General features: G+C 67.3%; 20 protein-coding genes. 10 read left to right on the top strand and 10 right to left on the bottom strand.

All coding sequences use genetic code 11. The features are described 5' to 3' along the window. Position 1: 1 nt before the first annotated feature. Complete coding sequence (locus BMY35_RS13955; protein ID WP_256228384.1) at positions 2-1,027, bottom strand: class I SAM-dependent methyltransferase; 1,026 nt, start codon at positions 1,025-1,027, stop codon at positions 2-4. A gap of 413 nt (positions 1,028-1,440) precedes the next feature. Between BMY35_RS13955 and BMY35_RS13950 the strand changes: the two genes are divergently transcribed. From BMY35_RS13950 to BMY35_RS13940, 3 genes are all read left to right on the top strand, one after another. Further along, complete coding sequence (locus BMY35_RS13950; protein ID WP_093199768.1) at positions 1,441-1,644, top strand: hypothetical protein; 204 nt, start codon at positions 1,441-1,443, stop codon at positions 1,642-1,644. 229 nt (positions 1,645-1,873) lie between these two features. Next, positions 1,874-4,639, top strand: a complete 2,766-nt coding sequence (mgtA, locus tag BMY35_RS13945) for a magnesium-translocating P-type ATPase (RefSeq protein ID WP_093199766.1) — start codon at positions 1,874-1,876, stop codon at positions 4,637-4,639. An 86-nt stretch (positions 4,640-4,725) separates the two neighbouring features. Next, the gene (locus tag BMY35_RS13940) at positions 4,726-5,442 is read left to right on the top strand and encodes an MgtC/SapB family protein (RefSeq protein ID WP_093199763.1); all 717 of its coding nucleotides are present in this window, start codon (positions 4,726-4,728) and stop codon (positions 5,440-5,442) included. Between the two features lie 16 nt (positions 5,443-5,458). On the opposite strand, the gene BMY35_RS13935 is transcribed toward BMY35_RS13940, so the two are convergent. Beyond that, positions 5,459-6,895, bottom strand: a complete 1,437-nt coding sequence (locus BMY35_RS13935) for an NAD-dependent succinate-semialdehyde dehydrogenase (protein WP_093199761.1) — start codon at positions 6,893-6,895, stop codon at positions 5,459-5,461. Positions 6,896-7,124: 229 nt separating this feature from the next. Here BMY35_RS13935 and BMY35_RS13930 point away from each other — a divergent pair, with 229 nt between their 5' ends. After that, positions 7,125-7,712 (top strand): LURP-one-related family protein, encoded by a 588-nt coding sequence (locus BMY35_RS13930; RefSeq protein WP_093199758.1) that lies wholly within the window; start codon positions 7,125-7,127, stop codon positions 7,710-7,712. Between the two features lie 43 nt (positions 7,713-7,755). Here the strand turns inward: BMY35_RS13930 and BMY35_RS13925 are convergent, their stop codons facing one another. The 3 genes from BMY35_RS13925 to xdhC form a co-directional block, all read right to left on the bottom strand. Next, complete coding sequence (locus tag BMY35_RS13925; RefSeq protein ID WP_093199755.1) at positions 7,756-9,099, bottom strand: glycerate kinase type-2 family protein; 1,344 nt, start codon at positions 9,097-9,099, stop codon at positions 7,756-7,758. Positions 9,100-9,179: 80 nt separating this feature from the next. Continuing rightward, a complete protein-coding gene (locus BMY35_RS13920) occupies positions 9,180-10,385 on the bottom strand; it encodes a urate hydroxylase PuuD (RefSeq protein WP_093199753.1) in 1,206 nt (401 codons plus the stop codon). A 342-nt stretch (positions 10,386-10,727) separates the two neighbouring features. After that, a complete protein-coding gene (xdhC, locus tag BMY35_RS13915; RefSeq protein WP_093199751.1) occupies positions 10,728-11,537 on the bottom strand; it encodes a xanthine dehydrogenase accessory protein XdhC in 810 nt (269 codons plus the stop codon). A gap of 56 nt (positions 11,538-11,593) precedes the next feature. Here xdhC and BMY35_RS13910 point away from each other — a divergent pair, with 56 nt between their 5' ends. Next, entirely contained in the window at positions 11,594-12,091 is a 498-nt protein-coding gene (locus BMY35_RS13910; RefSeq protein ID WP_093305544.1) for a hypothetical protein, read from the top strand. A gap of 135 nt (positions 12,092-12,226) precedes the next feature. Here the strand turns inward: BMY35_RS13910 and uraH are convergent, their stop codons facing one another. Next, positions 12,227-12,577, bottom strand: a complete 351-nt coding sequence (gene uraH / locus BMY35_RS13900) for a hydroxyisourate hydrolase (protein WP_093199743.1) — start codon at positions 12,575-12,577, stop codon at positions 12,227-12,229. 94 nt (positions 12,578-12,671) lie between these two features. Here uraH and BMY35_RS13895 point away from each other — a divergent pair, with 94 nt between their 5' ends. The 4 genes from BMY35_RS13895 to BMY35_RS13880 are packed head-to-tail and all read left to right on the top strand — an operon-like array spanning position 12,672 to position 17,336. Then, positions 12,672-13,346 carry a GntR family transcriptional regulator gene (locus tag BMY35_RS13895; protein WP_093058863.1) on the top strand — a complete coding sequence of 225 codons (675 nt, stop codon included), beginning with the start codon at positions 12,672-12,674 and terminating at the stop codon, positions 13,344-13,346. A gap of 8 nt (positions 13,347-13,354) precedes the next feature. Next, positions 13,355-14,317 (top strand): allantoinase PuuE, encoded by a 963-nt coding sequence (puuE, locus tag BMY35_RS13890; RefSeq protein WP_093199740.1) that lies wholly within the window; start codon positions 13,355-13,357, stop codon positions 14,315-14,317. Continuing rightward, complete coding sequence (gene uraD, locus BMY35_RS13885) at positions 14,314-16,092, top strand: 2-oxo-4-hydroxy-4-carboxy-5-ureidoimidazoline decarboxylase (protein ID WP_093199736.1); 1,779 nt, start codon at positions 14,314-14,316, stop codon at positions 16,090-16,092. Before puuE ends, uraD begins: the two co-directional genes overlap by 4 nt. Before the next feature lie 17 nt (positions 16,093-16,109). Further along, complete coding sequence (locus BMY35_RS13880; RefSeq protein ID WP_093199733.1) at positions 16,110-17,336, top strand: M20 family metallopeptidase; 1,227 nt, start codon at positions 16,110-16,112, stop codon at positions 17,334-17,336. 19 nt (positions 17,337-17,355) lie between these two features. Here BMY35_RS13880 and BMY35_RS39055 read toward each other — a convergent pair whose 3' ends face one another. Continuing rightward, positions 17,356-19,386 (bottom strand): putative bifunctional diguanylate cyclase/phosphodiesterase, encoded by a 2,031-nt coding sequence (locus tag BMY35_RS39055; RefSeq protein ID WP_093199729.1) that lies wholly within the window; start codon positions 19,384-19,386, stop codon positions 17,356-17,358. Between the two features lie 182 nt (positions 19,387-19,568). On the opposite strand from BMY35_RS39055, the gene BMY35_RS13870 reads away from it, so the two are divergent. Further along, positions 19,569-21,269 carry a CehA/McbA family metallohydrolase domain-containing protein gene (locus tag BMY35_RS13870; protein WP_093199726.1) on the top strand — a complete coding sequence of 567 codons (1,701 nt, stop codon included), beginning with the start codon at positions 19,569-19,571 and terminating at the stop codon, positions 21,267-21,269. Between the two features lie 55 nt (positions 21,270-21,324). On the opposite strand, the gene BMY35_RS13865 is transcribed toward BMY35_RS13870, so the two are convergent. The 3 genes from BMY35_RS13865 to BMY35_RS13855 all read right to left on the bottom strand — a co-directional run bounded on the left by BMY35_RS13865 (position 21,325) and on the right by BMY35_RS13855 (position 24,330). Further along, positions 21,325-21,810 carry an SgcJ/EcaC family oxidoreductase gene (locus BMY35_RS13865; protein ID WP_093199723.1) on the bottom strand — a complete coding sequence of 162 codons (486 nt, stop codon included), beginning with the start codon at positions 21,808-21,810 and terminating at the stop codon, positions 21,325-21,327. Between the two features lie 181 nt (positions 21,811-21,991). Beyond that, on the bottom strand, positions 21,992-22,678 hold the full coding sequence (locus BMY35_RS13860; protein WP_093199718.1) for a response regulator transcription factor: 687 nt from the start codon (positions 22,676-22,678) through the stop codon (positions 21,992-21,994). Beyond that, a complete protein-coding gene (locus tag BMY35_RS13855; protein WP_093200414.1) occupies positions 22,675-24,330 on the bottom strand; it encodes a sensor histidine kinase in 1,656 nt (551 codons plus the stop codon). The genes BMY35_RS13860 and BMY35_RS13855 overlap by 4 nt, the downstream gene beginning before the upstream one ends. Positions 24,331-24,425 lie beyond the last annotated feature (95 nt).

Genomic DNA, 24,425 nt, shown 5'->3' with positions numbered 1-24,425 from the left:
GTCACGCATTCATCAGGGAAGGGTTTCTCCATCCCTGTACGCCGTCGACCATCAGGAGCGGCCGCGACGATTTCACGTCGTAGAAGGCCGGCCGCTCCATCTCCATGCGCCAGCCGGTACCGCACATGAGATCGAACAGCTGAGCTTCGATGTGCTTCGAGTGAGTACCGATCACCATGTAGGCAACCTTCTCCTCGATCAGAGGCAGACAACCAGCGACGAGATCCGCCTCCCCACCCTGAATATCGATGTGCAGCAGATCTATACGGTCGTGCTGCCCGACGGCCTCAGCCAAGGGAATCATTGGAAGAATGTCATGGCTGCCATCTGCTGCGGCTTGCGCCTGCTGTGTGCTGGTCGCGCCGAAAACGGGCTCGAGTCCCCAGGAGTGGCCTGCATGTTCCTGCTTGGGAAACAAAGCCACTCCCGCGGTCGCTGCGGCGATGCCGCGATGAATGGTGTATTCGTCCGGTTGGAAACCATTGCGGGCAAGTGCCTCGTGCGCAAACAGGATATGACCCTCATCCCCCTCGACGCCGATGACATGAACCTTCCGCCCCGTGCGGCGAGCCGCCGAGCCCATGTTGTTCATCCAGCAGCCCCAACCGCATCCGAGCTCAATCATCGTGAATGAGTCGCGGGGCGAATTGTCCACGGCCTGTAGCGCCGCGGCCCATTCCGCTATATCCGCATGCCAGTTGGCCGGGAATGGAGCGGGTTCCAGTTGCCCCGCCGTAGCGCTCAAGAATGGGTTGATCTTGGGATCGACCAGAACACCAAGCCAGTTCGTCTGAAATCCGGGCGTTGGCTGCAAGCCGTGGACTTCGTGCCGGTGCATCGTCTCGATGGCATCGAAATTCGCGAAGTAGGCGTAGAAGGGGCTCGCATTCGCAGATCGGAGCGTCGCGAGCTGGGCCTCCAATTCCCCAACCCTTTCGACTTGCTGATCGAATGCTGTCTTCAGGTTGTCCCGGCTGTCACGCAACCGTTGCAAGGCGGGAATCTGGAGTGCCATCTCCTTGAGCATCGACAATGGATTCCTTTGAAATGAGGCCTCGAAGAGGCATCGAGGCAATTCGCATGAACCTTAAGCAGCGAACCTCTTCGCCTGTGTAGGAAGAATGCCCATGGTTCGTAATGCAAGGGTTGACGCTCCCATGCCGCAGTGCAACAATCCGGAAATCTTCATTTCGGAGCCCCGTGCGTGGACAGTGCCAGTTGGATCAGTGACAAGACGCGTGCCTCGGCAGGCGTGACACATCCGGCCCTCTAGCGCAGGCTTCCCGCGCTGCGTGCCGTCGGTGTGCACACAGCGTGACCCTCTCGCCGTTGCGGCAAGAGGCTCTCCTCCTTCCGATATTCGTCGTTCTCGTCACTGACTATTTCAGTCAGCTTGCGTGCGTCCGTGCGCGAGGCCCTTCTGTGCGAAGGAGCCTTGTCATGCGTCACTTTCATCTTCGTCGTCAGCCGCACGAACAGCGTGTTCGTCCGTCGGCCCACGTGGTTGCGCCCGCTCCCGCAGTAGCGGCGGCGGAAGCAGCCCCCGTCGTCGATGCCGCGCTCGACCAGGCCGCGGCGCTCTGGACCACGCGCCGCATCCGCAGCTTCCTGCTGCTCCAGCCGACCTGCACGCCCCGTCGCTGAGCCGCGACCGGCAGCCCTTCTTTCTCCATCAACCTGCAAGCGACCCAGGAGCACACCATGGATCCCGCCTCTTGTTGGCGCCATAGCGCGCCCCCTTCGTCCATATCGATTCCAACAAAGACGCGGTCCGCTGCCGCGCCTCTCAAAGGGTTGCTCCCGGCAGGCTGATTGATGCGCCGGGGTTCTCCTTGGGCGGGCGGCAGTGGCGGCCGCCCCGAAGGAGAACACCATGAAGAACGTCCTCAAGTCCTTTTTCGAAAGCTTCCTGCGCAGCCGCCACATGCTGCACCACTTCGAGCGCTGGCAGACGCTGCTGGGCTCGAAGCCCGTCGGAACCGGCTCCGTGAGCATGCCGCCCGACATCGCGAAGGCGTTGAATGCCGCCTCGCGCACCGATGCAGGCGAGATGCTCGTCAGGCTCGGCAGCTCGCCGCGCGGCCTCAGCGAAGGCCATGCGCAGGTGCTGCGCAAGCGCCTCGGCAGCAACGAGGTGCGCCACGAGCAGCCGCTTCGTTGGTGGCAGCACCTCTGGCAGTGCTACCGCAATCCGTTCAACCTGCTGCTGACGGTGCTGGCGCTGGTCTCCTACGTCACCGAGGACATGAAGGCCACGCTGGTGATCGGCAGCATGGTGGTGCTGTCGACGGTGCTGCGCTTCCTGCAGGAGTCGCGCTCCAACAAGGCCGCCGACCGGCTCAAGGCGATGGTGAGCAACACCTCCACCGTGCTGCGCCCCGCGCCGGGCCACAAGGCGGGCACGGCCGGCGACGAGGGCTTCGACACCACGCACGCCGGCACGCTGCGCGTCGAGGTGCCGATGCGCGACCTGGTGCCCGGCGAAGTGATCGCGCTCTCCGCCGGTGACATGATCCCCGCTGATTGCCGGCTGATCACGGCGAAAGACCTGTTCATCAGCCAGTCGGCGCTGACGGGCGAAGCCATGCCGGTCGAGAAGTTCGTGGTCGATCGCGGCGACCACGCTGCCGGCGTGCTCGAACGCGAGAACCTGCTCTTCATGGGCACCAACGTGATCAGCGGCACCGCCACCGCGGTGATCGTGCACACGGGCGACCGCACCTTCTTCGGCGCGCTGGCCCAGCGCGTCACTGCCGCCGACCGCGGCACCAGCGCTTTCCAGGCCGGCATCAACCGCGTGAGCTGGGTGCTGATCCGCTTCATGCTGGTGATGGCGCCGCTGGTGCTCGTGATCAACGGCGTGGCCAAGGGTGACTGGTGGGAGGCGGCGCTGTTCGCGCTGTCGATCGCGGTAGGCCTCACGCCCGAGATGCTGCCGATGATCGTGACCGCCACGCTGGCCAAGGGCGCGGTCGTGATGTCGCGCCAGAAGGTGATCGTGAAGCGGCTCGAGGCCATCCACAACTTCGGCGCGATGGACGTGCTGTGCACCGACAAGACCGGCACGCTGACGCAGGACCGCATCGTGCTCGAGCGCCACACTAACGCATGGGGCGAGCAGTCCGATCACGTGCTGCAGCTGGCCTACCTCAACAGCTTTCACCAGACCGGCCTGAAGAACCTGCTCGACAAGGCCGTGCTGAGCCACGCCGAGATGCAGCTCGAGACGCGCCTGCAGACGGCCTATCGCAAGATCGACGAAGTGCCCTTCGACTTCTCGCGCCGCCGCATGTCGGTGGTGGTGGCCAACGGCGGCAGCGAGCATCTGCTGATCTGCAAGGGCGCGCTGGAAGAGATCCTGTCGGTGTGCACCTCGGTCGAACGCGGCGCGGAAGTGCTGTCGCTCGACGCCGACGTGCTGGCGCGCATCCACAGCGTTGCGTCGGAGCTCAACGCCCAGGGCCTGCGCGTGGTGGCCGTGGCCAGCCGTTCGCTGAAGGTCGAGGAGCAGAAGCCGGCCTACGGCGTGGCCGACGAGTCGGGGCTCACGCTGCTCGGCTACGTGGCCTTCCTCGATCCGCCGAAGGAATCCACCGCCCCCGCCCTGCGCGCACTGGCCGAGCACGGCGTGGCAGTGAAGGTGCTGACGGGCGACAACGAGCTGGTCACGCGCAAGGTCTGCGCCGACGTGGGGCTCGAAGTCGGCCGCATCGTCCTCGGCGGCGAGATCGAGGAGATGGTCGACGCCGACCTGCGGCTGGTGGTCGAGGCGCACCAGGTGTTCGCCAAGCTCACGCCCGCGCACAAGGAGCGCATCGTGCACGCGCTGCATGCCAACGGGCACGTGGTGGGCTTCATGGGCGACGGCATCAACGACGCGCCCGCGCTGCGCGCCGCGGACATCGGCATCTCGGTGGACAGCGCGGTGGACGTTGCCAAGGAATCGGCCGACATCATCCTGCTCGAGAAGAGCCTGATGGTGCTGGAGCAAGGCGTCATTCAAGGCCGCCGCACCTTCGCAAACATGCTCAAGTACATCAAGCTCACCGCGAGCTCGAACTTCGGCAACGTGTTCTCGGTGCTGGTGGCGAGCGCCTTCCTGCCCTTCCTGCCGATGCTGCCGCTGCACCTGCTGGTGCAGAACCTGCTGTACGACGTGTCGCAGATCGCGATCCCGTTCGACAACGTGGACGACGAGTTCCTCAAGAGCCCGCAGCGCTGGAACCCGGCCGACCTGGGCCGCTTCATGGTGTTCTTCGGTCCGCTGAGCTCGGTGTTCGACATCCTCACCTTCACGGTGATGTGGTTCGTCTTCGCTGCCAACACGGTGGATCACCAGACGCTCTTCCAGTCGGGCTGGTTCGTCGAGGGCCTGCTGTCGCAGACGCTGATCGTGCACCTGATCCGCACCCGCAAGATCCCGTTCCTGCAAAGCCGCGCCGCATGGCCGCTGCTGATCATGGGCGCCGCGATCGCCACCGTGGGCATCTGGCTGCCGATGGGGCCGCTGTCGCACTACTTCAAGCTGCAGGCGCTGCCGCTGATGTACTTCCCGTGGCTGGTGGCGATGCTGCTGGGCTATGCGCTGCTGACGCAAGGCGTGAAGGGGTGGTACGCGCGGCGGTATGGCTGGCAGTGAGCGCTCGGGGTGTCGTGAACTTCATGACACGCACATGACACCCGGCGACTGCAAACTGAGGCATCACAAGAAAAAGGAATCCATCGATGCAAGCCATCCAGAACATCAACCTGCTCTCGCTGCTCGACACCTTCGTCAGCGTCGCGGCTGCATTCATCCTCGGCTCGGTGATCGGCCTGGAGCGCCAGATACGCCAGCGCACGGCCGGCCTGCGCACCAACACATTGGTGGCCGTGGGCGCGGCGGTGTTCGTCGACATGGCCTACCGGCTCGACGGCAGCGGCGGCGCGGTGCGCGTGGTGGCCTATGTGGTGTCGGGCATCGGCTTCCTGGGCGCGGGCGCGATCATGAAGGAAGGTGCCAACGTCACGGGGCTGAACACTGCGGCAACGCTGTGGGGGTCGGCGGCGGTGGGTGCCTGCGCGGGTGCCGACCTGCTGGGCGAGGCGCTGATAGCGGCACTCTTCGTGCTGGCCAGCAACACGCTGCTGCGGCCCGTGGTGAACCGCATCAACCGCCAGCCGATCAGCGAGGAAGCCAGCGAGGCGACGTACGTGGTGCGCGTGATCTGCTCGCGCGCGGCGCGGCCCGAGGTGCTCGATCAGCTGCTGTTGCTGCTCGAGGCCGCGAACTATCCGGTGCGCGATGTCGACCAGCACCCCTTCGGGCCGGCCGACACCGAGATCGGCGCGACGCTCTATGCGACAGCGGTCGAGCCCGCGGAGCTCGACCGTGTCATCGAGGATCTGGAGGCACTCGACGGCGTGCAGCAGGCCTTCTGGAATGCCACAGCCGAGGAGTGATTGAGCCCAAGCGGGCTCAGACGCCGAGGATCGAGACCGCCTTGGTGTTCAGGTAGGCCTCGAGCGCCTCGGGGCCGCCTTCCGAGCCGTAGCCCGAATCCTTCACGCCGCCGAACGGCATTTCCGGCGACGGGGTGGCGGGTTGGTTGATCCACAGCATGCCCAGTTCGAGCTTCTGGCTCAGCAGGTGGGCGTTCTTGATCGACTTGGTGAAGGCGTAGCCGGCCAGGCCGAAAGGCAGGCGGTTCGCTTCGGCGATCGCTTCATCGAGCGTGTCGAAGCCGCGGATGGCGGCGATGGGGCCGAAGGGTTCGTTGTTGAACACGTCGGCGTCCAGCGGCACGTCGGTCAGCACCGTGGGCGCGAAGAAGTTGCCGGCATCGCCGATGCGCTCGCCGCCGGTGGCGACCGTGGCGCCCTTCTTGCGGGCGTCTTCCAGCACGTAGGCCATGGCCGTGAGGCGGCGTGCATTGGCCAGCGGGCCGATGTTGGTGCCTTCTGCGAGGCCGTCGCCGAGCTTCAGGCCTTCGGCGTGCTTCACCAGCAGGCTCGCGAACTCGTTGCGCAGGCTGTTGTGCACCAGGAAGCGGGTCGGCGAGATGCAGACCTGGCCCGCGTTGCGGAACTTGGCGGCACCGGCGGCCTTGACGGCCAGCGCCACGTCGGCGTCTTCGGCGACGATCACCGGGGCATGGCCGCCGAGTTCCATCGTCACGCGCTTCATGTGCTGGCCGGCCAGCGCGGCCAGCTGCTTGCCGACCGGGGTCGAACCCGTGAAGGTGACCTTGCGGATGATCGGGTGGGCGATCAGGTAGTTCGAGATCTCGGCGGGGTTGCCGAACACCAGGCCGACCACGCCGGGCGGGATGCCCGCGTCGACGAAGGCGCGCAGCAGCGCGGCGGGCGAGGCCGGGGTTTCCTCGGGAGCCTTCACCAGGAACGAGCAACCCGTGGCCAGCGCGGCACCGAGCTTGCGCACGATCTGGTTGATCGGGAAGTTCCAGGGCGTGAACGCGGCGACGGGGCCCAGCGGCTCCTTCAGCACCAGCTGCTGCGCGGCCAGGTTGCGCGAGGGCACGATGCGGCCGTAGACGCGGCGGCCTTCGTCGGCGAACCATTCGATGATGTCGGCGGCGGCCATCGTCTCGACCTTGGCTTCGCCCAGCGGCTTGCCCTGCTCCTGCGTGAGCAGCTTGGCGATTTCGAGGGCGCGTTCGCGGATCAGGCCCGCTGCGCGGCGCATGACGGCGGCGCGCTCGTTGGCGGGGGTGTTGCGCCAGGTCTCGAAGCCGCGTTGCGCGGCGGCCAGGGCGCGATCGAGGTCGGCGATGCTGGCATGCGCCACCTTGCCGATGGCCTTGCCGGTGGCGGGATTGACGACGTCCAGCGTCTTGCCTCCGGTGGCGTCGACCCACTCGTTGTCGATCAGCAGGCGGGTGTCGATGTAGGTCATGGCGAACTTTTCCTTCGAAGACTGGAGATTGAAAGGGGAATCTGGGTGTCCGGCGCGGCACCCCGGGGGAGTGCGCTGTCGACAAATGGCGGCCCTGGGGCCGCCGGGGGCATAGATTAACCCGAGTTCGCAAACCCCGTCCGCCGGCGGCTACGGGCCGGCGGCTGGGGCCGTCATGCACGCCGAACATAATCCCGCCACTCCAACACACAGAGGACGAGGGCAATCCATGCACGCGGCGCTGCGCAACAACCTGTTTTTCATCAAGGAACACGTCGGCATCTTCAAGGCCGCCAACAACTACGACATCTTCGACCCGCACTCGCAGCAGAAGATCCTGGAGTGCCGCGAGCCGGACCTCGGCTTCTTCAGCAAGCTGCTGCGCTTCACCGACTACAAGCGCTTCACGCCCTTCAACGTGGTGGTGTCGACACCCGAGGGGCAGAAGGTGCTGTCGGTCAGGCGCGGCGTTTCCATCTTCCTGTCGAAGGTGGAGGTTCTCGACGAGAGCGACCGGGTCGTCGGCTTCTTCAAGCAGAAGTTCTTCTCCATCGGTGGCAAGTTCGACGTGCTCGATGCGCAGGAGCAGGTCGCCTGCACGCTCAAGGGCAAGTGGACCAGCTGGGATTTCCGCTTCGTGCAGGGCAGCGCCGAGCTTGCCGCCGTGTCGAAGAAATGGGCGGGGCTGGGCAAGGAGCTCTTCACCTCCGCCGACAACTACATGCTGTCGATCGACCCGGGCGTGCCGGCCAACGACCAGCGCCGCCTGCTGATCGTGGCGGCCGTGATGTGCATCGACATGGTGCTGAAGGAGTAACGGCAGCGGGAGTCCCGGGAGTCCGCTCCCGCGGCCCCTTGCTTCAGAGCACCAGCAGCGCGCGGAAGTCGTTGACGTTGGTGTTCGTCGGCCCCGTCACGAACAGGTCGCCGATGGCGTCGAAGTAGCCATATGCGTCGTTGCGGTCGAGGTGGTCCGACAGCTTCTTTCCCGCGGCGCCGGCACGCGCCAGCGTGTCGGGCGTGACGAAAGCGCCGGCGTTGTCCTCCACGCCGTCGATGCCGTCGGTGTCCGCGGCCAGGGCCCACACCTGGGGTTGGCCCATGAGCGCGCCCGCCAGTCCCATGCAGAACTCGCCGGCCCGCCCTCCCCGGCCCTTGGCCTGGCCCGGCTGGCGCGGACGGATCGTCACCGTGGTCTCGCCACCGGAAAGAATCACGCAGGGCCGCGCGAACGGCTGGCCGCGATGCGCGGCGGCGCGAGCGAGCGCCGCGTGCACCTTGCCGACTTCGCGCGACTCGCCCTCGATCTCGTCGCTGAGGATGTGCGCCTCGATGCCGGCCTCGCGCGCCGCCTTGGCCGCCGCCTCCAGCGACTGCTGCGGCGTGGCGATCATGTGCGTCTCGTGGCCCTCGAACACTGCGTCGTCGGGCTTGGGCGTTTCGAGCTCGCCGCTCTCGAGCCGGGCGCGCACCGGCGCGGGCACCTCGATGCCGTAGCGGTCGAGGATGGCGAGCGCATCGGCGCAGGTGGTGGCGTCGGGCACCGTCGGGCCGCTGGCGATCACGGCCGGGTCGTCGCCGGGCACGTCGCTGATGGTCAGCGTCACCACGCGGGCCGGCGCGCATGCCGCGGCCAGCCGGCCGCCCTTGATGCGCGAGAGGTGCTTGCGCACGCAGTTCATCTCGCCGATGCCGGCGCCGCTTTCGAGCAGCTGCTTGTTGATGCGTTGCTTGTCGGCCAGCGTCAGCCCCTCGGCGGGCAGCACCAGCAGCGACGAGCCGCCGCCGGAAATCAGGCACAGCACGAGGTCGTCGGCGGTGAGGCCCTTCGTCAGCGCGAGGATGCGCTCGGCGGCCTGCTGGCCCGCCGCGTCGGGCACGGGGTGCGCGGCCTCGACGAGCTCGATGCGCTGCGGCACGCCTTCGGGACGCGGCGGAATGTGGTCATAGCGCGTGACGACCAGCCCCGAGAGCGGCGCATCGGCCGGCCACAGGGCCTCCAGCGCCTGCACCATCGAGCCGCCGGCCTTGCCCGCGCCCAGCACCAGCGTGCGCCCCTTGGGCGGCGGCGGCAGGTGGGGGCCCAGCGTGGACAGCGGCAGCGCGCGGTCCACCGCCACGCGGTAGAGATGTTCGAGGAAGGCGCGCGGGGCTTCGCGCGGATCGGGGGCGGGGCCGAAGGATGGGGTCGATGCGGTCGTCATTGCTGCTTTGTCTCCAAGCCGGCGATTGTGCTGCGGACCGTGACCCGCCCCCTTGCCGCCGGTCAACTTCTTCTATCTGACTAGTTGGTCTTTGCGCCGGCCTGGAACCAGCGGCTGATGAGGGCCCGCTCTTCGTCGGTGATGCCCGTGGCGTTGTTCATCGGCATGATCTTGGTGACCACCACCTGCTGGTAGATCGCCTGCGCATGCGCTGTCACCTGCTCGGGCGAATCGACCCGCACGTTCTTCATCTGCACGGCAGCGCCGTGGCACATGAAGCAGCGCTGCTCCAGCACCTTCTGCACGTCCTTGTACTGCACCGCCGGCGCCGCGGCCGCCACCGCGGGGGCGGCGACGGGCTCGGGCTTCATCCAGACGATGGTCAGGCCCAGCACCACGATCCCCACCAGCGCATAGGGCAGCGGATTGCCCGCGTTGCCCAGCTTGAAGCGGTGGCGCACCACGAAGAACTGGCGGATGGCCGCGCCGCCGAGCATGATCAGCAGCAGAACGATCCAGTTGTACTTGTGCGTGTAGGCGAAGCTGTAGTGGTTGCTCAGCATCGCGAACAGCACCGGCAGCGTGAAGTAGGTGTTGTGCACGCTGCGCTGCTTGCCGCGCTGGCCGTGCACCGGGTCCACCGGCTTGCCTTCGCGCAGCGCCGCAACGTTCTTGCGCTGGCCGGGAATGATCCAGAAGAACACGTTGCCGCTCATGGTCGTGGCCATCATGGCGCCCACGAGCAGGAAGGCCGCGCGGCCCGCGAACCACTGGCAGGCCAGCCATGTCGCGAAGGCGATGAAGATCGCGATCAGCACGCCGACGATGGTGTCGCCGTGCTTGCGGCGCCCGAAGATCTGGCAGATGCCGTCGTAGACCATCCAGAACACGACGAAGAAGGCCAGCGCCACGCCGATGGCGGCGCCGGGCTGCCAGTCCATCTTCGACTTGTCGATGAGGTACGTGCTCGCGTTCCACAGGTACGACATCGTGAAGAGCGTGAAACCCGTGATCCAGGTCGAATAGCTCTCCCAGTACGACCAGTGCAGGTGGTCCGGCAGCTTCTTGGGCGCCAGCGCGTACTTCTGCATGTTGTAGAAGCCGCCGCCGTGCACGGCCCATTGCTCGCCGCCCACGCCCTTGTCGAGCGATTCCTGGTCCTGCGGCTTCTCGAGGCTGTTGTCCAGCATCACGAAGTAGAAGGAAGCGCCGATCCAGGCGATGGCGGTGATGACGTGGACCCAGCGCAGCAGCAGGTTGGCCCAGTCGAGGTAATAGCTTTCCATATGCTTCTCTCTCATCAGATGTGAATAAACCTACTGCGCGTCCCGATCTCGCATCTTCGGTCCTCACCGTACCTGGGTACGGTTGCGGTCCTCGACGCGACCTCGGGTCGCTCGCTACGGTTCCTTCACATCTGCGCAACCCGCCCGGCGCGTGGGGGCGCCGGGAAAGGGTTTCAGCCTGCTCACCACCGCGGGCGCTGTAAGCAGAGAAAGTGCCGCGAACGCAGGCTCCATGGACAAATGGGCCTCGCTCCGCTGCGGCTTGTTGTGGACCGAAAGTGTATACAGTTTTGACAAGGGACGGGGCGGTTTTTTCAGGCGCGACCGCCGGGAAAACCCTGTTCAGCCCAGCGATTGCAACAACTGTGCCGCCACCGCCACGGCGATCACCTCGGGCTCCTTGCCCGTGATGCCGGGTACGCCGATCGGACAGGTGATGCGGGCCAGCTCGTCGGCCGTGAAGCCCCGCGCCTCCAGCCGGTGGCTGAAGGTGGCCCATTTGGTCTTGCTGCCGATCAGCCCGACGTAGGGCAGGTCGTTGCGCTCGCGCAGGCGCCTGAGGCAGGCGATGACGATGTCCAGGTCTTCGGCATGGCTGAAGCTCATGATGAGCACCCGGCTGCCCGGCGCGAGCGCGGCCACGGCGTCCTGCACGGGCTCGGAATGCTCGGTGTCGATCTGCGCGGGCAGTTCGTCTGGAAAAACGCCATCGCGGCTGTCGATCCAGCGCACCGAGAACGGCAGCGCCGACAGCAGACGGGCCAGCGCCGCACCCACGTGCCCGCCGCCGAAAAGCGCCACAGGCTTGAGCTGCGCGACCAGTTCCCGCTGCAGCCTCGGCGCATCGGCCGCGGTGATGCGCTGGTACGACAAGAACATCACCCCGCCGCAGCACTGCCCCAGGCTGGGCCCGAGCGGATAGCGCTGGATGCCGTCGAAGGGCTTGCGCGTTCCGGCGAGCATCTCGCGCGCCTCCTTCGTGGCCTGGAATTCGAGCTGCCCGCCGCCGATGGTGGCGGTGAGGCCATCGGCCCAGACCGCCATCCAGGTGCCGGCCTCGCGCGGCGCCGAGCCTCGCGTGGACTCGACGCGCACGAGCACGCCGTCTTCAAGACGCAGACGTGCCAGCAGTTGATCGACCGCACCGCTCATCGTTATCGATACCTTCGGTTGCCGGGCGCGCGATGACTCACGGTATAAACCCGGCCATGAATCGCCAGCTTACGCCTCGCCGCCTCGCCCTTGCAGCCTCTGTTCTTTCGGCCCTCTGGCTCGCCGGCTGCGGCTCCACCGGGTCGGTGCCCGGCCAATTGAGCGGGGCCAGCGGCGACGTCGGCGCAGGCCCCGTGCCGCGCACCTCGAATGCGTCGACCGCACGCGACTACCGCCGCGACGCCGCACGCCACATCTACGAAACCAACCGCTCGCACATCTACAAGGGCCAGCTGCCCCCGGTGCTCTATGCCGTCGGCACCCTCGAGGTGAACATCGACGCGGGCGGCAAGGTGCGATCGATGCGCTGGCTGCGCGCACCCAAGCACGCGCCCGAGGTGATTGCCGAGATCGAGCGCATGGTGCTGAAGGCCTCGCCCTTCCCGCCCGCGACGCGCCTGGGCACCGTCACCTGGACGGACACCTGGCTGTGGGACGAGAGCGGCCGCTTCCAGCTCGACACACTGACAGAAGGCCAGCAGCAAGGGGACTAGGCTCACCCCCAGGCTTCGCGCACTTCGTGTCGCTTCGCCAACCCCCTCGCCGGGGGCAACACCAGAGGCCCGGCGAAGCCGGTTCCTCGGTGTTTCGCGAAATGACAGAGCTGGTTGCATGAACAAGTCCAGCGATCAGGAGCCGCGGTACGTGGAATAGCTCCACGGGCTCACGAGCAGCGGCACGTGATAGTGCTGGTCGGTGTGCGCCACGCCGAAGTCCAGCGAGACCTTGTTCAGGAAGTTCGGCTCCGGCAGCTTGACGCCGAGGGTCTTGAAGTAGCCCGCCACGTCGAACACCAGCCGGTAGGTGCCGACCTTCAGCGAGTTGTTGTCGTACAGCGGCCCGTCGCTGCGGCCGTCCGAATTCAGCGTGAAGCGCTTCACCAGCGTGGCGGCTTCGCCGTCTGTGGTGTAGAGCGCGACCTCCATGCCGGCCGCGGGGCCGCCATGCATCGTGTCCAGTACGTGAGTGCTCAGGCCCATGGGGCTCTCCTTGGAAGTCCGAAAGAGTCGGATCGGTGGGTGCGGGAAATTCCGGTGGACAAAAGTGTATACAGTTACCGGCTTTGGGTCTATCATGAAAAACATGGAGTCCTCCACCACCCGTTCGATCGTCGATGCCCTCACGAAGGCCATCGTCGAGCACAGGCTTCAGCCCGGCACCAAACTGGCCGAGCAGAAGCTGGCCGATCACTTCGGCGTCTCGCGCACGCTGGTGCGCCAGGCGCTGTTCCAGCTGTCGCAGAACAAGCTCATCCGGCTCGAGCCCGCGCGCGGCGCCTTCGTGGCCGCGCCGGCGGTCGACGAGGCCAAGCAGGTGTTCGCCGTGCGCCGCATGCTCGAGGCCGAGATGACGCGCGAGTTCGTTCGCACCGTCACGCCGGCCAAGATCAAGGCGTTGAAGGAGCACGTGGCGCTCGAGAAGTCCGCCGTGTCGGGCGAAGACATATCCGGGCGCACCGAGCTGCTGGGCGACTTCCACGTGCGCATGGCCGAGCTCATGGGCAACCAGGTGCTGGCGCAGATCCTGGGCGAGCTCATCTCGCGCTGCGCCCTCATCACGCTGATGTACCAGAGCGCCAGTGCGGCCGAGCACTCCAACGACGAGCACGCCGACATCGTGAAGGCGCTGGCCGCGCGCGACGAGGAGCGCGCCGTGCGCCTCATGACCGAACACCTCGAGCACGTCGAGGCCAACCTCACCTTCGACCGCAAGGTCCCGACCAACGACATCTCGCTGGCGCTGTCCTGATCCACACAATGACCGTCTACGACTCCACCCTGCCCTACCCGCGCGACCTGATCGGCTACGGCCGCAACCCGCCCCATGCGCAATGGCCCGGCGGCGCGCGCGTCGCCGTGCAGTTCGTGCTGAACTACGAGGAAGGCGGCGAGAACGCCACGCTGCATGGCGACGCGGGCTCCGAGCAGTTCCTCTCCGAGATGTTCAACCCGGCGAGCTTTCCCGACCGGCACATCAGCATGGAAGGCATCTACGAGTACGGCTCGCGCGCCGGCGTGTGGCGCATCCTGCGCGAGTTCGAGAAGCGCGGGCTGCCGCTCACCGTGTTCGGCGTGGGGATGGCGCTGGAGCGCTACCCCGAGCTGACCGCCGCCTTCAAGGAGCTGGGGCACGAGATCGCCTGCCACGGCTGGCGCTGGATCCACTACCAGAACATCGACGAAGCCACCGAGCGCGAGCACATGCGCCTTGGCATGGAAGCCATCGAGAAGCTCACCGGCGAGCGCGCGGTGGGCTGGTACACCGGCCGCGACAGCCCCCGCACCCGACGCCTCGTGGCCGACTACGGCGGCTTCGAGTACGACAGCGACTACTACGGCGACGACCTCCCCTTCTGGATGAAGGTGCAGAAGACCGACGGCACCGTGGTGCCGCAGCTCATCGTGCCCTACACGCTCGACTGCAACGACATGCGCTTCGCGCTGCCGCAGGGCTACTCGCACGCCGACCCGTTCTTCCAGTACATGAAGGACACCTTCGACGCGCTGTATGCCGAAGGCGACCCCGCCGGCGACAACAGCCCGAAGATGATGAGCATCGGCATGCACTGCCGCCTGCTCGGGCGGCCCGGGCGCATCACCGCGCTGCAGCGCTTCCTCGATCACATCGCAAAGCACGACAAGGTCTGGGTCTGCCGCCGCGTCGACATCGCGCGCCACTGGAAGCAGGCGCACCCCTTCGAAGCAGGAGCCGCATCGTGAGCCTCACCATCGCCCAACTCAACGCCGCAGCGCCGGCCGAAGCCGTCGCGCTGCTCGACGGCATCTACGAGCACTCGCCCTGGATCGCCGAGCGCGCCCTCGCTGCTCGCCCCTTCCGCTCGCTCGCGCACCTCAAGCACGCGCTGGTGCAGGCGCTGGCAGGCTCGTCGGCCGACGAGCAGATCGGCCTGATCCGCGCCCACCCCGAGCTCGCCGGTAAGGCCATGGTCAGCAAGACGCTGACGGCCGAATCGACCAACGAGCAGAGCAAGGCCGGCCTGACCGACTGCACGCCCGAGGAGTTCGCGAAGATCCAGCAGCTCAACGCCGACTACAACGCGAAGTTCGGCTTTCCGTTCATCCTCGCGGTGCGCGGCCCGCGCGGCACCGGGCTGGCCAAGCGCGAGATCATCGAGACCTTCGCGCGCCGGCTGCACAACCACCCCGACTTCGAACTCGGCGAGGCTCTGCGCAACATCCATCGCATTGCCGAGATCCGCCTGGACGACAAGTTCGCCGCCGACATCACGCTCGGCAACGACGTGTGGGACTGGCAGGAGCAGCTCTCGGTGCACACCGACCCCGGCTATGCCGAGAAGGGCCAGCTCACCGTCACCTACCTGACCGACGCGCACCGCGCCTGCGCCGCGCAGATCTCGGGCTGGATGCGCGACGTGGGCTTCGACTCGGTGCACATCGACGCGGTCGGCAACGTGGTCGGCCGCTATGAAGGTGCGACGCCCGACGCCAAGACGCTGCTGACCGGCTCGCACTACGACACCGTGCGCAACGGCGGCAAGTACGACGGCCGCCTCGGCATCTTCGTGCCGATGGCCTGCGTGCGCGAACTCAAGCGCCAGAACAAGCGCCTGCCCTTCGCCTTCGAGGTGGTGGGCTTCGCCGAGGAGGAAGGCCAGCGCTACAAGGCGACCTTCCTGGGCTCCGGCGCGCTCATCGGCCACTTCGACCAGCGCTGGCTCGACCAGAAGGACGTCGACGGCGTCACCATGCGCGAGGCCATGCAGCACGCAGGCCTGAAGCAGGAAGACATCCCGAAGATCCAGCGCGACCCGACGCGCTACCTGGGCTTCGTCGAGGTGCACATCGAGCAGGGCCCGGTGCTCACCGAGCTCGACCTGCCGCTGGGCATCGTCACCTCCATCAACGGCAGCGTGCGCTACGTGGGCGAAGTGATCGGCATGGCCAGCCACGCCGGCACCACGCCCATGGACCGCCGCCGCGACGCGGCAGCGGCCGTGGCCGAGCTGATCCTCTACACCGAGCAGCGTGCGGCGAAGGACGGCGACTCGGTCGGCACCGTCGGCATGCTCGAAGTGCCCAGCGGCTCCATCAACGTGGTGCCGGGACGCTGCAAGTTCAGCCTCGACCTGCGCGCGCCCAACAACGCGCAGCGCGACGCGCTGGCCACCGACGTGGTCAACGCGCTGAAGGACATCTGCGAGCGCCGCGGCGTGCGATACGAGCTCGAGGAAACCATGCGCGCCGCCGCCGCGCCCAGCGCACCTGCCTGGCAGCAGCGCTGGGAGAAGGCAGTCGATGCGCTGGGCATTCCGCTCTTCCGCATGCCCAGCGGCGCCGGCCACGACGCCATGAAGCTGCACGAGGTGATGCCGCAGGCGATGCTGTTCGTGCGCGGCATCAACTCGGGCATCAGCCACAACCCGCTCGAATCGAGCACCAACGACGACATCCAGCTCGCCGTGCAGGCCTTCCAGCTCCTGCTGGACAACCTCGCCACCGAACAAGCCCACTGATTCACAGAAGAAAAATCATGACCGACTACGCAAAGCTCGACGCCTGGATCGACGCCCACTTCGACGAGGAAGTGAAATTCCTGCAGCAACTGGTGCAGGTGCCCACCGACACCCCGCCCGGCAACAACGCGCCGCACGCCGAGCGCACCGCCGAGCTGCTGAACGACTTCGGCCTCGAGGCCGAGAAGCACGCCGTGCCCGCGCAGGAAGTGAAGGACTACGGCCTCGAATCGATCACCAACCTGATCGTGCGCCGCAAGTACGGCAACGGCGGCCGCACGGTGGCGCTGAACGCACACGGCGACGTGGTGCCTCCCGGCGAAGGCTGGACGCACGACCCGTACGGCGGCGAGATCGTCGACGGCAGCCTCTACGGCCGCGCCGCAGCCGTGAGCAAGAGCGACTTCGCCAGCTTCACCTTCGCGCTGCGCGCTCTCGAAGCGGTGGCCAAGCCGGCCAAGGGCAGCATCGAGCTGCACTTCACCTACGACGAGGAATTCGGCGGCATCCTGGGCCCGGGCTGGCTGCTCGAGAAGGGGCTGACCAAGCCCGACCTGATGATCGCGGCCGGCTTCAGCTACGAAGTGGTCACCGCGCACAACGGCTGCCTGCAGATGGAAGTGACGGTGCACGGCAAGATGGCCCACGCCGCCGTGCCGGCCACCGGCATCGACGCGCTGCAGGGCGCGACGAAGATCCTGAACGCGCTGTACGCGCAGAACACGCTCTACAAGCAGGTCACGTCGAAGGTCGAGGGCATCACGCACCCGTACCTCAACGTCGGCCGCATCGAGGGCGGCACCAACACCAACGTGGTTCCGGGCAAGGTGGTGTTCAAGCTCGACCGCCGCATGATTCCCGAGGAGAACCCGGTCGAGGTCGAGGCCACCATCCGCAAGGTGATCGCCGACGCGGCGGCCGATAGCGAGGGCATCACCGTCGACATCAAGCGTCTGCTGCTGGCCAACTCGATGAAGCCGCTGGCAGGCAACAAGCCGCTGGTCGACGCGATCCAGAAGCACGGCGGCGAACTCTTCGGCGAACCGGTCAAGGCCATGGGCACGCCGCTGTACACCGACGTGCGCCTGTACGTCGAGGCCGGCATTCCGGGCGTGATCTACGGCGCGGGGCCGCGCACGGTGCTCGAATCGCACGCCAAGCGCAGCGACGAACGCGTGGTGCTCGAAGACCTGCGCCGCGCCACCAAGGTGATCGCGCGCACGCTCAGCGACCTGCTGGCCTGACCGGCCGGGGCTGGGATTCTCAGCCCACCCTGGCGTGGGCGGTCGCCGAACGCGCGGCGGCCCACGCCATCACATCGGCCAGCGGCGCGGGCCGCGCCAGGTGATAGCCCTGCACCAGCCCGCAGCCCAGGTGGCGCAGCACATCGAGCTCGGCCTGCGTCTCCACACCCTCTGCCACCACCTGGACGCCCAGCGAGTGGCCGAGCTGGACGATGGAGTCCACCAGCACCTCGTTGCCGGGAGAGGACGAGAGGTCGAGGATGAAGCTGCGGTCGATCTTCACCTGCCGCACGTACTCGCTGCGCAGCGACGCCAGCGACGAGAAGCCCACCCCGAAGTCGTCGACCACGATCACCACGCCCGCGGCCGACAGCGCGCTCAGCCGCCCGCGCGTGGCATGGGTGTCGAGCGCCACCTCCTCGGTGATCTCGATCTGCAGCCGGCGCGGCGCGATGCCGCGCAGCTTCAGCATTCCGAGCACGATGTCGTCCACCGCGAGCTGCGCCATCTCGCGCGGCGAGACATTGATCGCCACCGGCACGCTCGCCAGGCTCGAGCCCGCCGCCTCCAGCTGGCGCATGCCCCGGCAGACCTCGTCGACCAGGTGCCGCAGCAGCGGCTCGGCCACGCCGGTGCTCGCGGCTGCGTGGATCACGTCTTCCGGGGCGATGTGGCCGTGGCGCGGGTGGTTCCAGCGCATCAGCGCCTCGAGGCTGTGAACCTCGCGGCCGTCGCTGGTCATGATCGGCTGGTACCACACGCCGATGTCGCGCGCCCCGATGGCCTGGAGCAGGTCGCGCTCCACGTCCCGGCGCGTGGCCAGGCGCTGGTTGAGCGCGTTGTCGAAGACCTGGTAGCGGTTGCGTCCGGTGCGCTTGGCCTCGTGCAGGGCCTCGTCGGCGAAGCTGATCATGTCGGCGAAGCCCGCCTCGCCCGAGACGGAGATGCCGATGCTCACGCCCAGGTGACCGCCGTAGTGCGACGTGGCGAAGGAGATCGAGCGGATCAGCGCCTGGGCGATCGCCGCGGGCGCCTGCCGCTCGTCGCGCAGGCAGTAGAGCACCGCGAATTCGTCGCCGCCCCAGCGGCCGAGCACGGCCTGCATGTCCGCGGTCTCGCGCTGCAGCCAGGAGGCCACGTCCTGCAGCACGCGGTCGCCGGCCTTGTGGCCGAAGGCGTCGTTCACGGCCTTGAAGCCGTCCAGGTCCAGCAGCAGCAGGCCGTGCTGGCGGCCGTCGGGCACCGTGATGTGCAGCGTCGCCGCCTCGGTGAAGCCTTCGCGGTTGAGCAGGCCGGTGAGCGAATCGTGCGAGGCGCGGAAAGCCAGCTGCTGCGCGGCGTCCAGCGACTTCGCGTGCGCCATCCGCAGCTGGGTGGCCATGGCGGTGGCTTCGTTGCGGATGCGGCTTCCTTCGCGGAAGGCCCTGTCGCTGTGCACCGCGCCGCGCACCAGCGCACCGAGATACAGCAGCACCATGGCCGCCAGGCTCAGGTTGTCGAAGCCGCCCGCGAAGACGAGACAGCCCGCCACCGACAGCAGCGCCGGCGTGATGAAGCTGATGGGCACGAACGCATAGGCGATGCCGTAGGTGACGGAGCCCGCACAGATGCCGCACACCACCGTCAGGTAGAACACCGCCTGCGGCGAGGAGTAGCCGTCGCACAGCAGCGGGATGAGCGCCCACACGCAGCCCGACACCCCGGCCATGAAAGCGGCGGCCCGCAGATGCCATTCGACCGGACGCCCGTCCGGTGAGGTGGCGACGCCGCTTTCGATTGCAACGCCGGGCCACGGCGCGAAAGGCCAGCGGCTGATGTAGCTGCGCACCCCGTTCAGCGCAAGCGAAAGCAGCAGCCAGATCAGCCCTTCGAAGGCGCGGCCGGCGTGGAGCGCGACCAGCGCCGCGGTGCAGCTCAGCACCACGTTGATGGGAATGGCCGCCAGCACGCTGCGGCGCACCGCCACCATCTGGTCGGTGCGCACCATGCGCGACAGCATCTCATCGTCGACGGACGCGGTAAGCGAAGTTGCGGGCGCGCTGGGAATCATGGGAGGGGCACAGTTTATAGAGGGCACGCCTCCCCGGCCCGGCCAGCCCACCGACATCTCTCCGATGGGCATGAAAACAACGAACTTTCGTTCCAATTTCATGGAAGCGTCATCGCCCCCCTCCAGACTCGGCGGCTTTCCAGGACACGCGCACTTCAGGTGCGCGTCATTTTTTGACCGCCATGCCTACCCTTCCGATCGTTCGCCCGACTCCCCTCCCGTTCCGCCGCTCGCTGTTCTCCACCCTCGCCGTCGGCACGCTCATGCTGGCCGGCTGCGGTGGCGGCGGAAGCTCCAGCGGCCCGGCCTTCTTTCCCGTGGCAACCGGCACTCCGCCTGCCGTCGCTCCCGCACCCGCCGCCGATCCCGACCCCGCCGCACCGGCCGGCCGCTGGACCGTAGGCGACCTGCACATCCACACGATCCAATCGGACGACACGCAGCAGATCTCCACGCTCGACCAGGTGCTGGCCAAGGCCTTCGACCAGTTCGGGCTCGACTGGGCCGCGCTGTCCGATCACCTGCGCCTGTCCTCCTATGACAACGCCGGCAACAAGCTGGCGACGCAGATTCCGTTCTCGGAGGGCATGGCCAAGTACCAGGTGCCCCGCATCAAGGCGCTGCAGGCCAGCGGCAAGTACGCCGACAAGACGATCTTCGCGGCCTTCGAATGGGACATGCCGTCGCATGACCACGGCAACGTCGGCATCCTGACCGACAACCCGATGTCCGACGCCGCGCTCAAGGCCGCGAGCCAGTTCGAGTACCTCTTCACCAACCGCGACCCCGCGCTTTTCCCGGCCGCCGACGTCGCCGCCTGGGGCCCGAAGGCCGGCACCGGCTACAACACGCACGCCGAGACCATGGCCGCGATCGCCTGGCTCAAGAAGAACTACCCCGACACCAGCTACCTGCAGGTCAACCACCCGTCGCGCAACCCCGGCAAGTACACGATCGCCCAGCTGCGCGAGATGAACGACCTCGCGCCGAACATCGTGTTCTCGCTCGAAGGCATGGTCGGCAACCAGATGGAGCCCGACCGCGGCGGCTACAACAGCGCCTATATCCCGGCCAACCTGCCCTCGCGCACCTACGGCGGCGTCGACTACCTCGTCGCCAAGCTCGGCGGCACCTGGGACGCTCTGCTGTCCGAAGGCCGTCGCATCTGGAACGTGGCCGACTCCGACTATCACTTCACCGTCTCGCAAGGCCAGTACAGCAGCGGCTACGCGCCGGGCGAGTACGCGAAGAACCACCTGTGGGGCGACGTCAAGGATCCGAAGTCGCTGCTCGCGGCCATGCGCTCGGGCAAGCTCTTCGCGGTGAACGGCGGCCTGATCGACGCGCTCGACTTCAAGGTGCAGAGCGCCAAGGCCTCCGGCGAGATGGGCTCGGAAGTGGCGGCCAGGACGGGCGAAGACCTGAAGATCACCATCCGCTTCAAGAGTCCCGAGCGCAACAACTTCGAGTACCAGCTCGGCAGCGGCATCTTCGCCAACGTGAAGCCGGTGGTCGACCACATCGACCTGATCGCGGGCGACGTGACCGGCCCCGAGCTGCCGGGCACGCCGGGCTATTCGCGCGACACGAACCCGTCGACCCGCGTGCTCAAGCGCTTCACCCGCAGCGACTGGAAGCTCGACGCCGACGGCTACTTCGCCGTGAGCTACACCGTGAAGGCCGGCAACAACCAGTACTTCCGCCTGCGCGGCACGAACCTGGGAACGGACGTGCCGAACGAGACCGCCGGCGGCGAGCCGCTGTTCGACGCGCAGACCACCGGCACCGACAACGTGGCGCGCTTCAACGCCATCAACGCACGCAACTACAGCGACCTCTGGTTCTATTCGAACCCGGTGTTCGTGAAGGTCGCCGCGCAGTAAGTCGCGGCCGACACCCGGGCCGGGTCGACTCGAGCCCGGGTGCCGTCGATGCCGATCAGCTCTTCGGCGCGCGCGCCTCGGGCATCGCCGACGAGTGGTGATGCGCGATCAGCCACTGCCCGTTCACCCACTCGTAGACGTAGGTGTAGCGCGCATGCACGGTGCCGCCGTCCTTGAAGCGGAAGGTGTAGGTGCCGACGTCCTGCGCCACGTTGCAGCCGATCTTGACGATGCGCTTGTCGATCTTTCCTTGCGGCTCGCTCTTGAGGAACTTGACGAAGTAGTCGCGGATTTCCGCCGGGTTGGTGCGCGGCTGGTTCGACACGGTCGGCAGCAGCACGCCGTCGGGCGCGTAGTTGGCGACCACCTTGTCCGGGTCCAGCGTGCGCAGCGAGTTGTTCCAGCGGTCGAACAGCGCGCCGATCTGCGCTTCGTCGGCCGGCGCGCAGGCGGCGGTTGCGGCGCCCTGGGCCAGTGCACCGGTGGCGAGGGTCAGGGAAAGAACGCCGAGGGCGGCGCTGGCGACGAGACTTTTCTTCACGGAGATTCCTTGCTTTGAAAGTAGTTGTGGAACACCGGCATCCGCCGGTGCTGCACCGCATTCGCGAGGCAGGAATCCAGTCTCCGGCGCAAGGATGAACAACACCCGTGCGCGGCGATGAACGCGAGTTGAAGCGCAGATGAACAACGGATGAACGCCGGCCCCGGCAGGGCCGCGGCGTTCAGTCCTCCTGCGCGTCGAGCCGGTAGCCGAAGCCGCGCACGGTCTTGAGCAGTGCGAGCGGATGGCCCTCGTCGATCTTGGCCCGCAGACGCCGCACGTAGACATCAACCACGTTGGTCAGCGGATCCTCGTTGGTGCCCCACACGTTCGAGAGAATGCGTTCGCGGCTGTAGACACGTCCGGGCGCGCTCATCAGCAGCTCCAGAAAAGCCAGTTCCTTCGCCGTCAGCGCGATCGGCTGCCCGGCCCGCGTGACCTGCATGCGCTCGCGGTCCAGCACCAGGTCGGCCACCTGCAGGCTGGTGGCCTTCACGCGCTGCTCGCGTCCGCGCCGCAGCAGCGCCTCGATGCGCGCGAGCAGTTCCTCGAATGCGAAGGGCTTGGTGAGATAGTCGTCCGCCCCGAGCCGCAGCCCGTTGACCTTGTCTTCCAGCGAGCTCATCGCCGTGAGCATCAGCACCGGCACGTGGTGGCCCTCGGCGCGCATCGTCTGGCACAGCTCCAGGCCGCTGAGGCCGGGCAGCATCAGATCGAGGATGAGCAGCGCCGGCTCGCCGCCGCGCGCCATCGCCAGGCCTTCGGTGCCGGTGCGGGCCAGCTGCACGCCGTAGCCTTCGGCGCGCAGGCCGCGCTGCAGGAAGTCGGCCACGCGCGGATCGTCTTCGACCACGAGGATGTTGTTCATGCGACCTCCGGCGTTTCGGCAAGAGCGGCACCATCGCCACGAGGCAGCCGGATGCGAACCGCGGTGCCGACCGACGGTTCGCTGTCGATGTCGATGCGCCCCCCGTGCGCCGCGACGATGGCCTGCGCGATCGACAAGCCGATACCGGTGCCCTCCACCCGGTGCGCCCGCGCTCGCTGACCGCGCTTGAAGCGCTGGAACACCGTGGGCAGCTCGCCGGCGTCGATGCCGATGCCCTTGTCGCGCACCGCGATCTCCACGCATCCGTCGTCGAGTTCACGGCAGCCGAGGCTGACCTCGCCGCCGGAATGCGAGTAGCGCACGGCGTTGTCGAGCACGATGACCAGCGCCTGGCGCAGCCGGTCGGCATCGGCATGGACGTGCAGCACGCCCGGCTGCGCGTCCTGCGGGGTGTCGAGGCGCACGCCGACGCCGTGCAGGGCACCCAGCGCCTCGGCCTGCTCGGCGGCGTCGCCCACCAGCAGGCCGAGGTCGACCCGGCCCTTTCGCATGACGAGCTGGTCGGCCTCGGCGCGTGCGATCAGCATCAGGTCGTCGATCACGCGTGCGAGCTGCTCCACGCCGCCGACGATGCGCGCGAGCGTCAGCTTGTATTCGGCCAGCGGTTTGTCGACGCCGCGCAGCGCGATCTCGGCCTCGCCGCGGATGGCTGTGGCCGGCGTGCGCAACTCGTGGCTCAGGTCTGCAAAGAGCTGGCGGCGGCGCTGGTCGATGTTCTGCAGCGTCACGTGGGCGGTCTGCAGCTCTGCCGTGCGCGCAGTCACTGCTTCTTCCAGCTTGTGCCGGGCGGCTTCCGCATCGCTCCTGCGCTGCTGCAGTTCGGCGGCCATGGCGTTGAAATGCTCCGCCACCTGTCCGAACTCGTCGCCCGAGCCGACCGGCATGCGATGGTCCATGCGGCCCGCCTGCAGGGCTTGCGTGCCGGTCAGCAGGCCGGCGATGGGCGCCTGCAGCCGCCGGTTCAGGCGAATGGCGAGCAGCACGGCGGCGACCAGCGTCAGCACGGCAAGGCCGATGGCCTGCAGGCGCAGCACTTCCAGCGCGCTTTCGGTGGCCAGGCGCGCGGCCGGCACCGCCTGCTTCTGGCGTTCGATCGCGCCGTTGACGAGCTCGCGCAGGTCGCGACCGCGCGTCACGTCGAACACCTGGTTGATCTGCTGCCACACCGAAGAAAACTCCGCGCCCGGCTCCAGCGGCGCGAGCTGCAGCAGGCGGGCCTGCACCTCGGCGATGTTGGCGTCGAGCAGGTCGATGCTCGATGCCAGATGGGTCACGGCTTCGGGTACCGGCGTGCCGCGTATCGAATTCACCGTGGTCCACCAGGCCAGGTCGCGCTGCGTCAGCTCCCGCAGGCTGGCCGCGCTGGAACGCATGCCGGCCAGCCAGCGGTCGCGAGCCTCTATGGGTGCGTCGCCGTTCATCAGCCGCAGCGAAGCCCAGACCCGCAACCGCTGCTTGTTGGCGGAAAGCTCCAGCAAGTCTGACTGGATGTCGCTCGCCAGCCGGCTGTGCTGCGCGTAGAAGTTGACGCGCTGGGAGCCGAGATAGATGAACACGGCCTGCACGCAGACCAGCGCGACGAGCGCCGCGAAGGCCAGCGAGAGCCGCGAGCGGAACTTGATTGAAGGCATCGGTCGGGTCGAGGCGAGCACCAGCTTTGGAGGGTGCGAAGAATAGCCCATGCCCTTCCGACGGCCGGCATTCATCGAATTTGGTGAAGCTCGTT

The sequence above is a fragment of the Variovorax sp. YR750 genome, from assembly GCF_900109805.1.
Lineage (GTDB): Bacteria > Pseudomonadota > Gammaproteobacteria > Burkholderiales > Burkholderiaceae_C > Variovorax > Variovorax gossypii.
The sequence above is the reverse complement of the archived record's forward strand: the minus strand, read 5'-3'. Positions and strand labels throughout refer to the sequence as shown.

Coding starts and splice junctions, on each gene's coding strand:
- BMY35_RS13860 (WP_093199718.1), bottom strand. CDS start 22,678: ATGAACAACATCCTCGTGGTCGAAGACGATCCGCGCGTGGCCGACTTC.
- BMY35_RS13880 (WP_093199733.1), top strand. CDS start 16,110: ATGACCGACTACGCAAAGCTCGACGCCTGGATCGACGCCCACTTCGAC.
- BMY35_RS13925 (WP_093199755.1), bottom strand. CDS start 9,099: ATGACGACCGCATCGACCCCATCCTTCGGCCCCGCCCCCGATCCGCGC.
- BMY35_RS13855 (WP_093200414.1), bottom strand. CDS start 24,330: ATGCCTTCAATCAAGTTCCGCTCGCGGCTCTCGCTGGCCTTCGCGGCG.
- BMY35_RS13910 (WP_093305544.1), top strand. CDS start 11,594: ATGAATCGCCAGCTTACGCCTCGCCGCCTCGCCCTTGCAGCCTCTGTT.
- BMY35_RS13955 (WP_256228384.1), bottom strand. CDS start 1,027: ATGCTCAAGGAGATGGCACTCCAGATTCCCGCCTTGCAACGGTTGCGT.
- BMY35_RS13950 (WP_093199768.1), top strand. CDS start 1,441: ATGCGTCACTTTCATCTTCGTCGTCAGCCGCACGAACAGCGTGTTCGT.
- mgtA (WP_093199766.1), top strand. CDS start 1,874: ATGAAGAACGTCCTCAAGTCCTTTTTCGAAAGCTTCCTGCGCAGCCGC.
- BMY35_RS13930 (WP_093199758.1), top strand. CDS start 7,125: ATGCACGCGGCGCTGCGCAACAACCTGTTTTTCATCAAGGAACACGTC.
- BMY35_RS13935 (WP_093199761.1), bottom strand. CDS start 6,895: ATGACCTACATCGACACCCGCCTGCTGATCGACAACGAGTGGGTCGAC.
- xdhC (WP_093199751.1), bottom strand. CDS start 11,537: ATGAGCGGTGCGGTCGATCAACTGCTGGCACGTCTGCGTCTTGAAGAC.
- BMY35_RS13870 (WP_093199726.1), top strand. CDS start 19,569: ATGCCTACCCTTCCGATCGTTCGCCCGACTCCCCTCCCGTTCCGCCGC.
- BMY35_RS13940 (WP_093199763.1), top strand. CDS start 4,726: ATGCAAGCCATCCAGAACATCAACCTGCTCTCGCTGCTCGACACCTTC.
- puuE (WP_093199740.1), top strand. CDS start 13,355: ATGACCGTCTACGACTCCACCCTGCCCTACCCGCGCGACCTGATCGGC.
- uraH (WP_093199743.1), bottom strand. CDS start 12,577: ATGGGCCTGAGCACTCACGTACTGGACACGATGCATGGCGGCCCCGCG.
- BMY35_RS39055 (WP_093199729.1), bottom strand. CDS start 19,386: ATGATTCCCAGCGCGCCCGCAACTTCGCTTACCGCGTCCGTCGACGAT.
- BMY35_RS13895 (WP_093058863.1), top strand. CDS start 12,672: ATGAAAAACATGGAGTCCTCCACCACCCGTTCGATCGTCGATGCCCTC.
- BMY35_RS13920 (WP_093199753.1), bottom strand. CDS start 10,385: ATGGAAAGCTATTACCTCGACTGGGCCAACCTGCTGCTGCGCTGGGTC.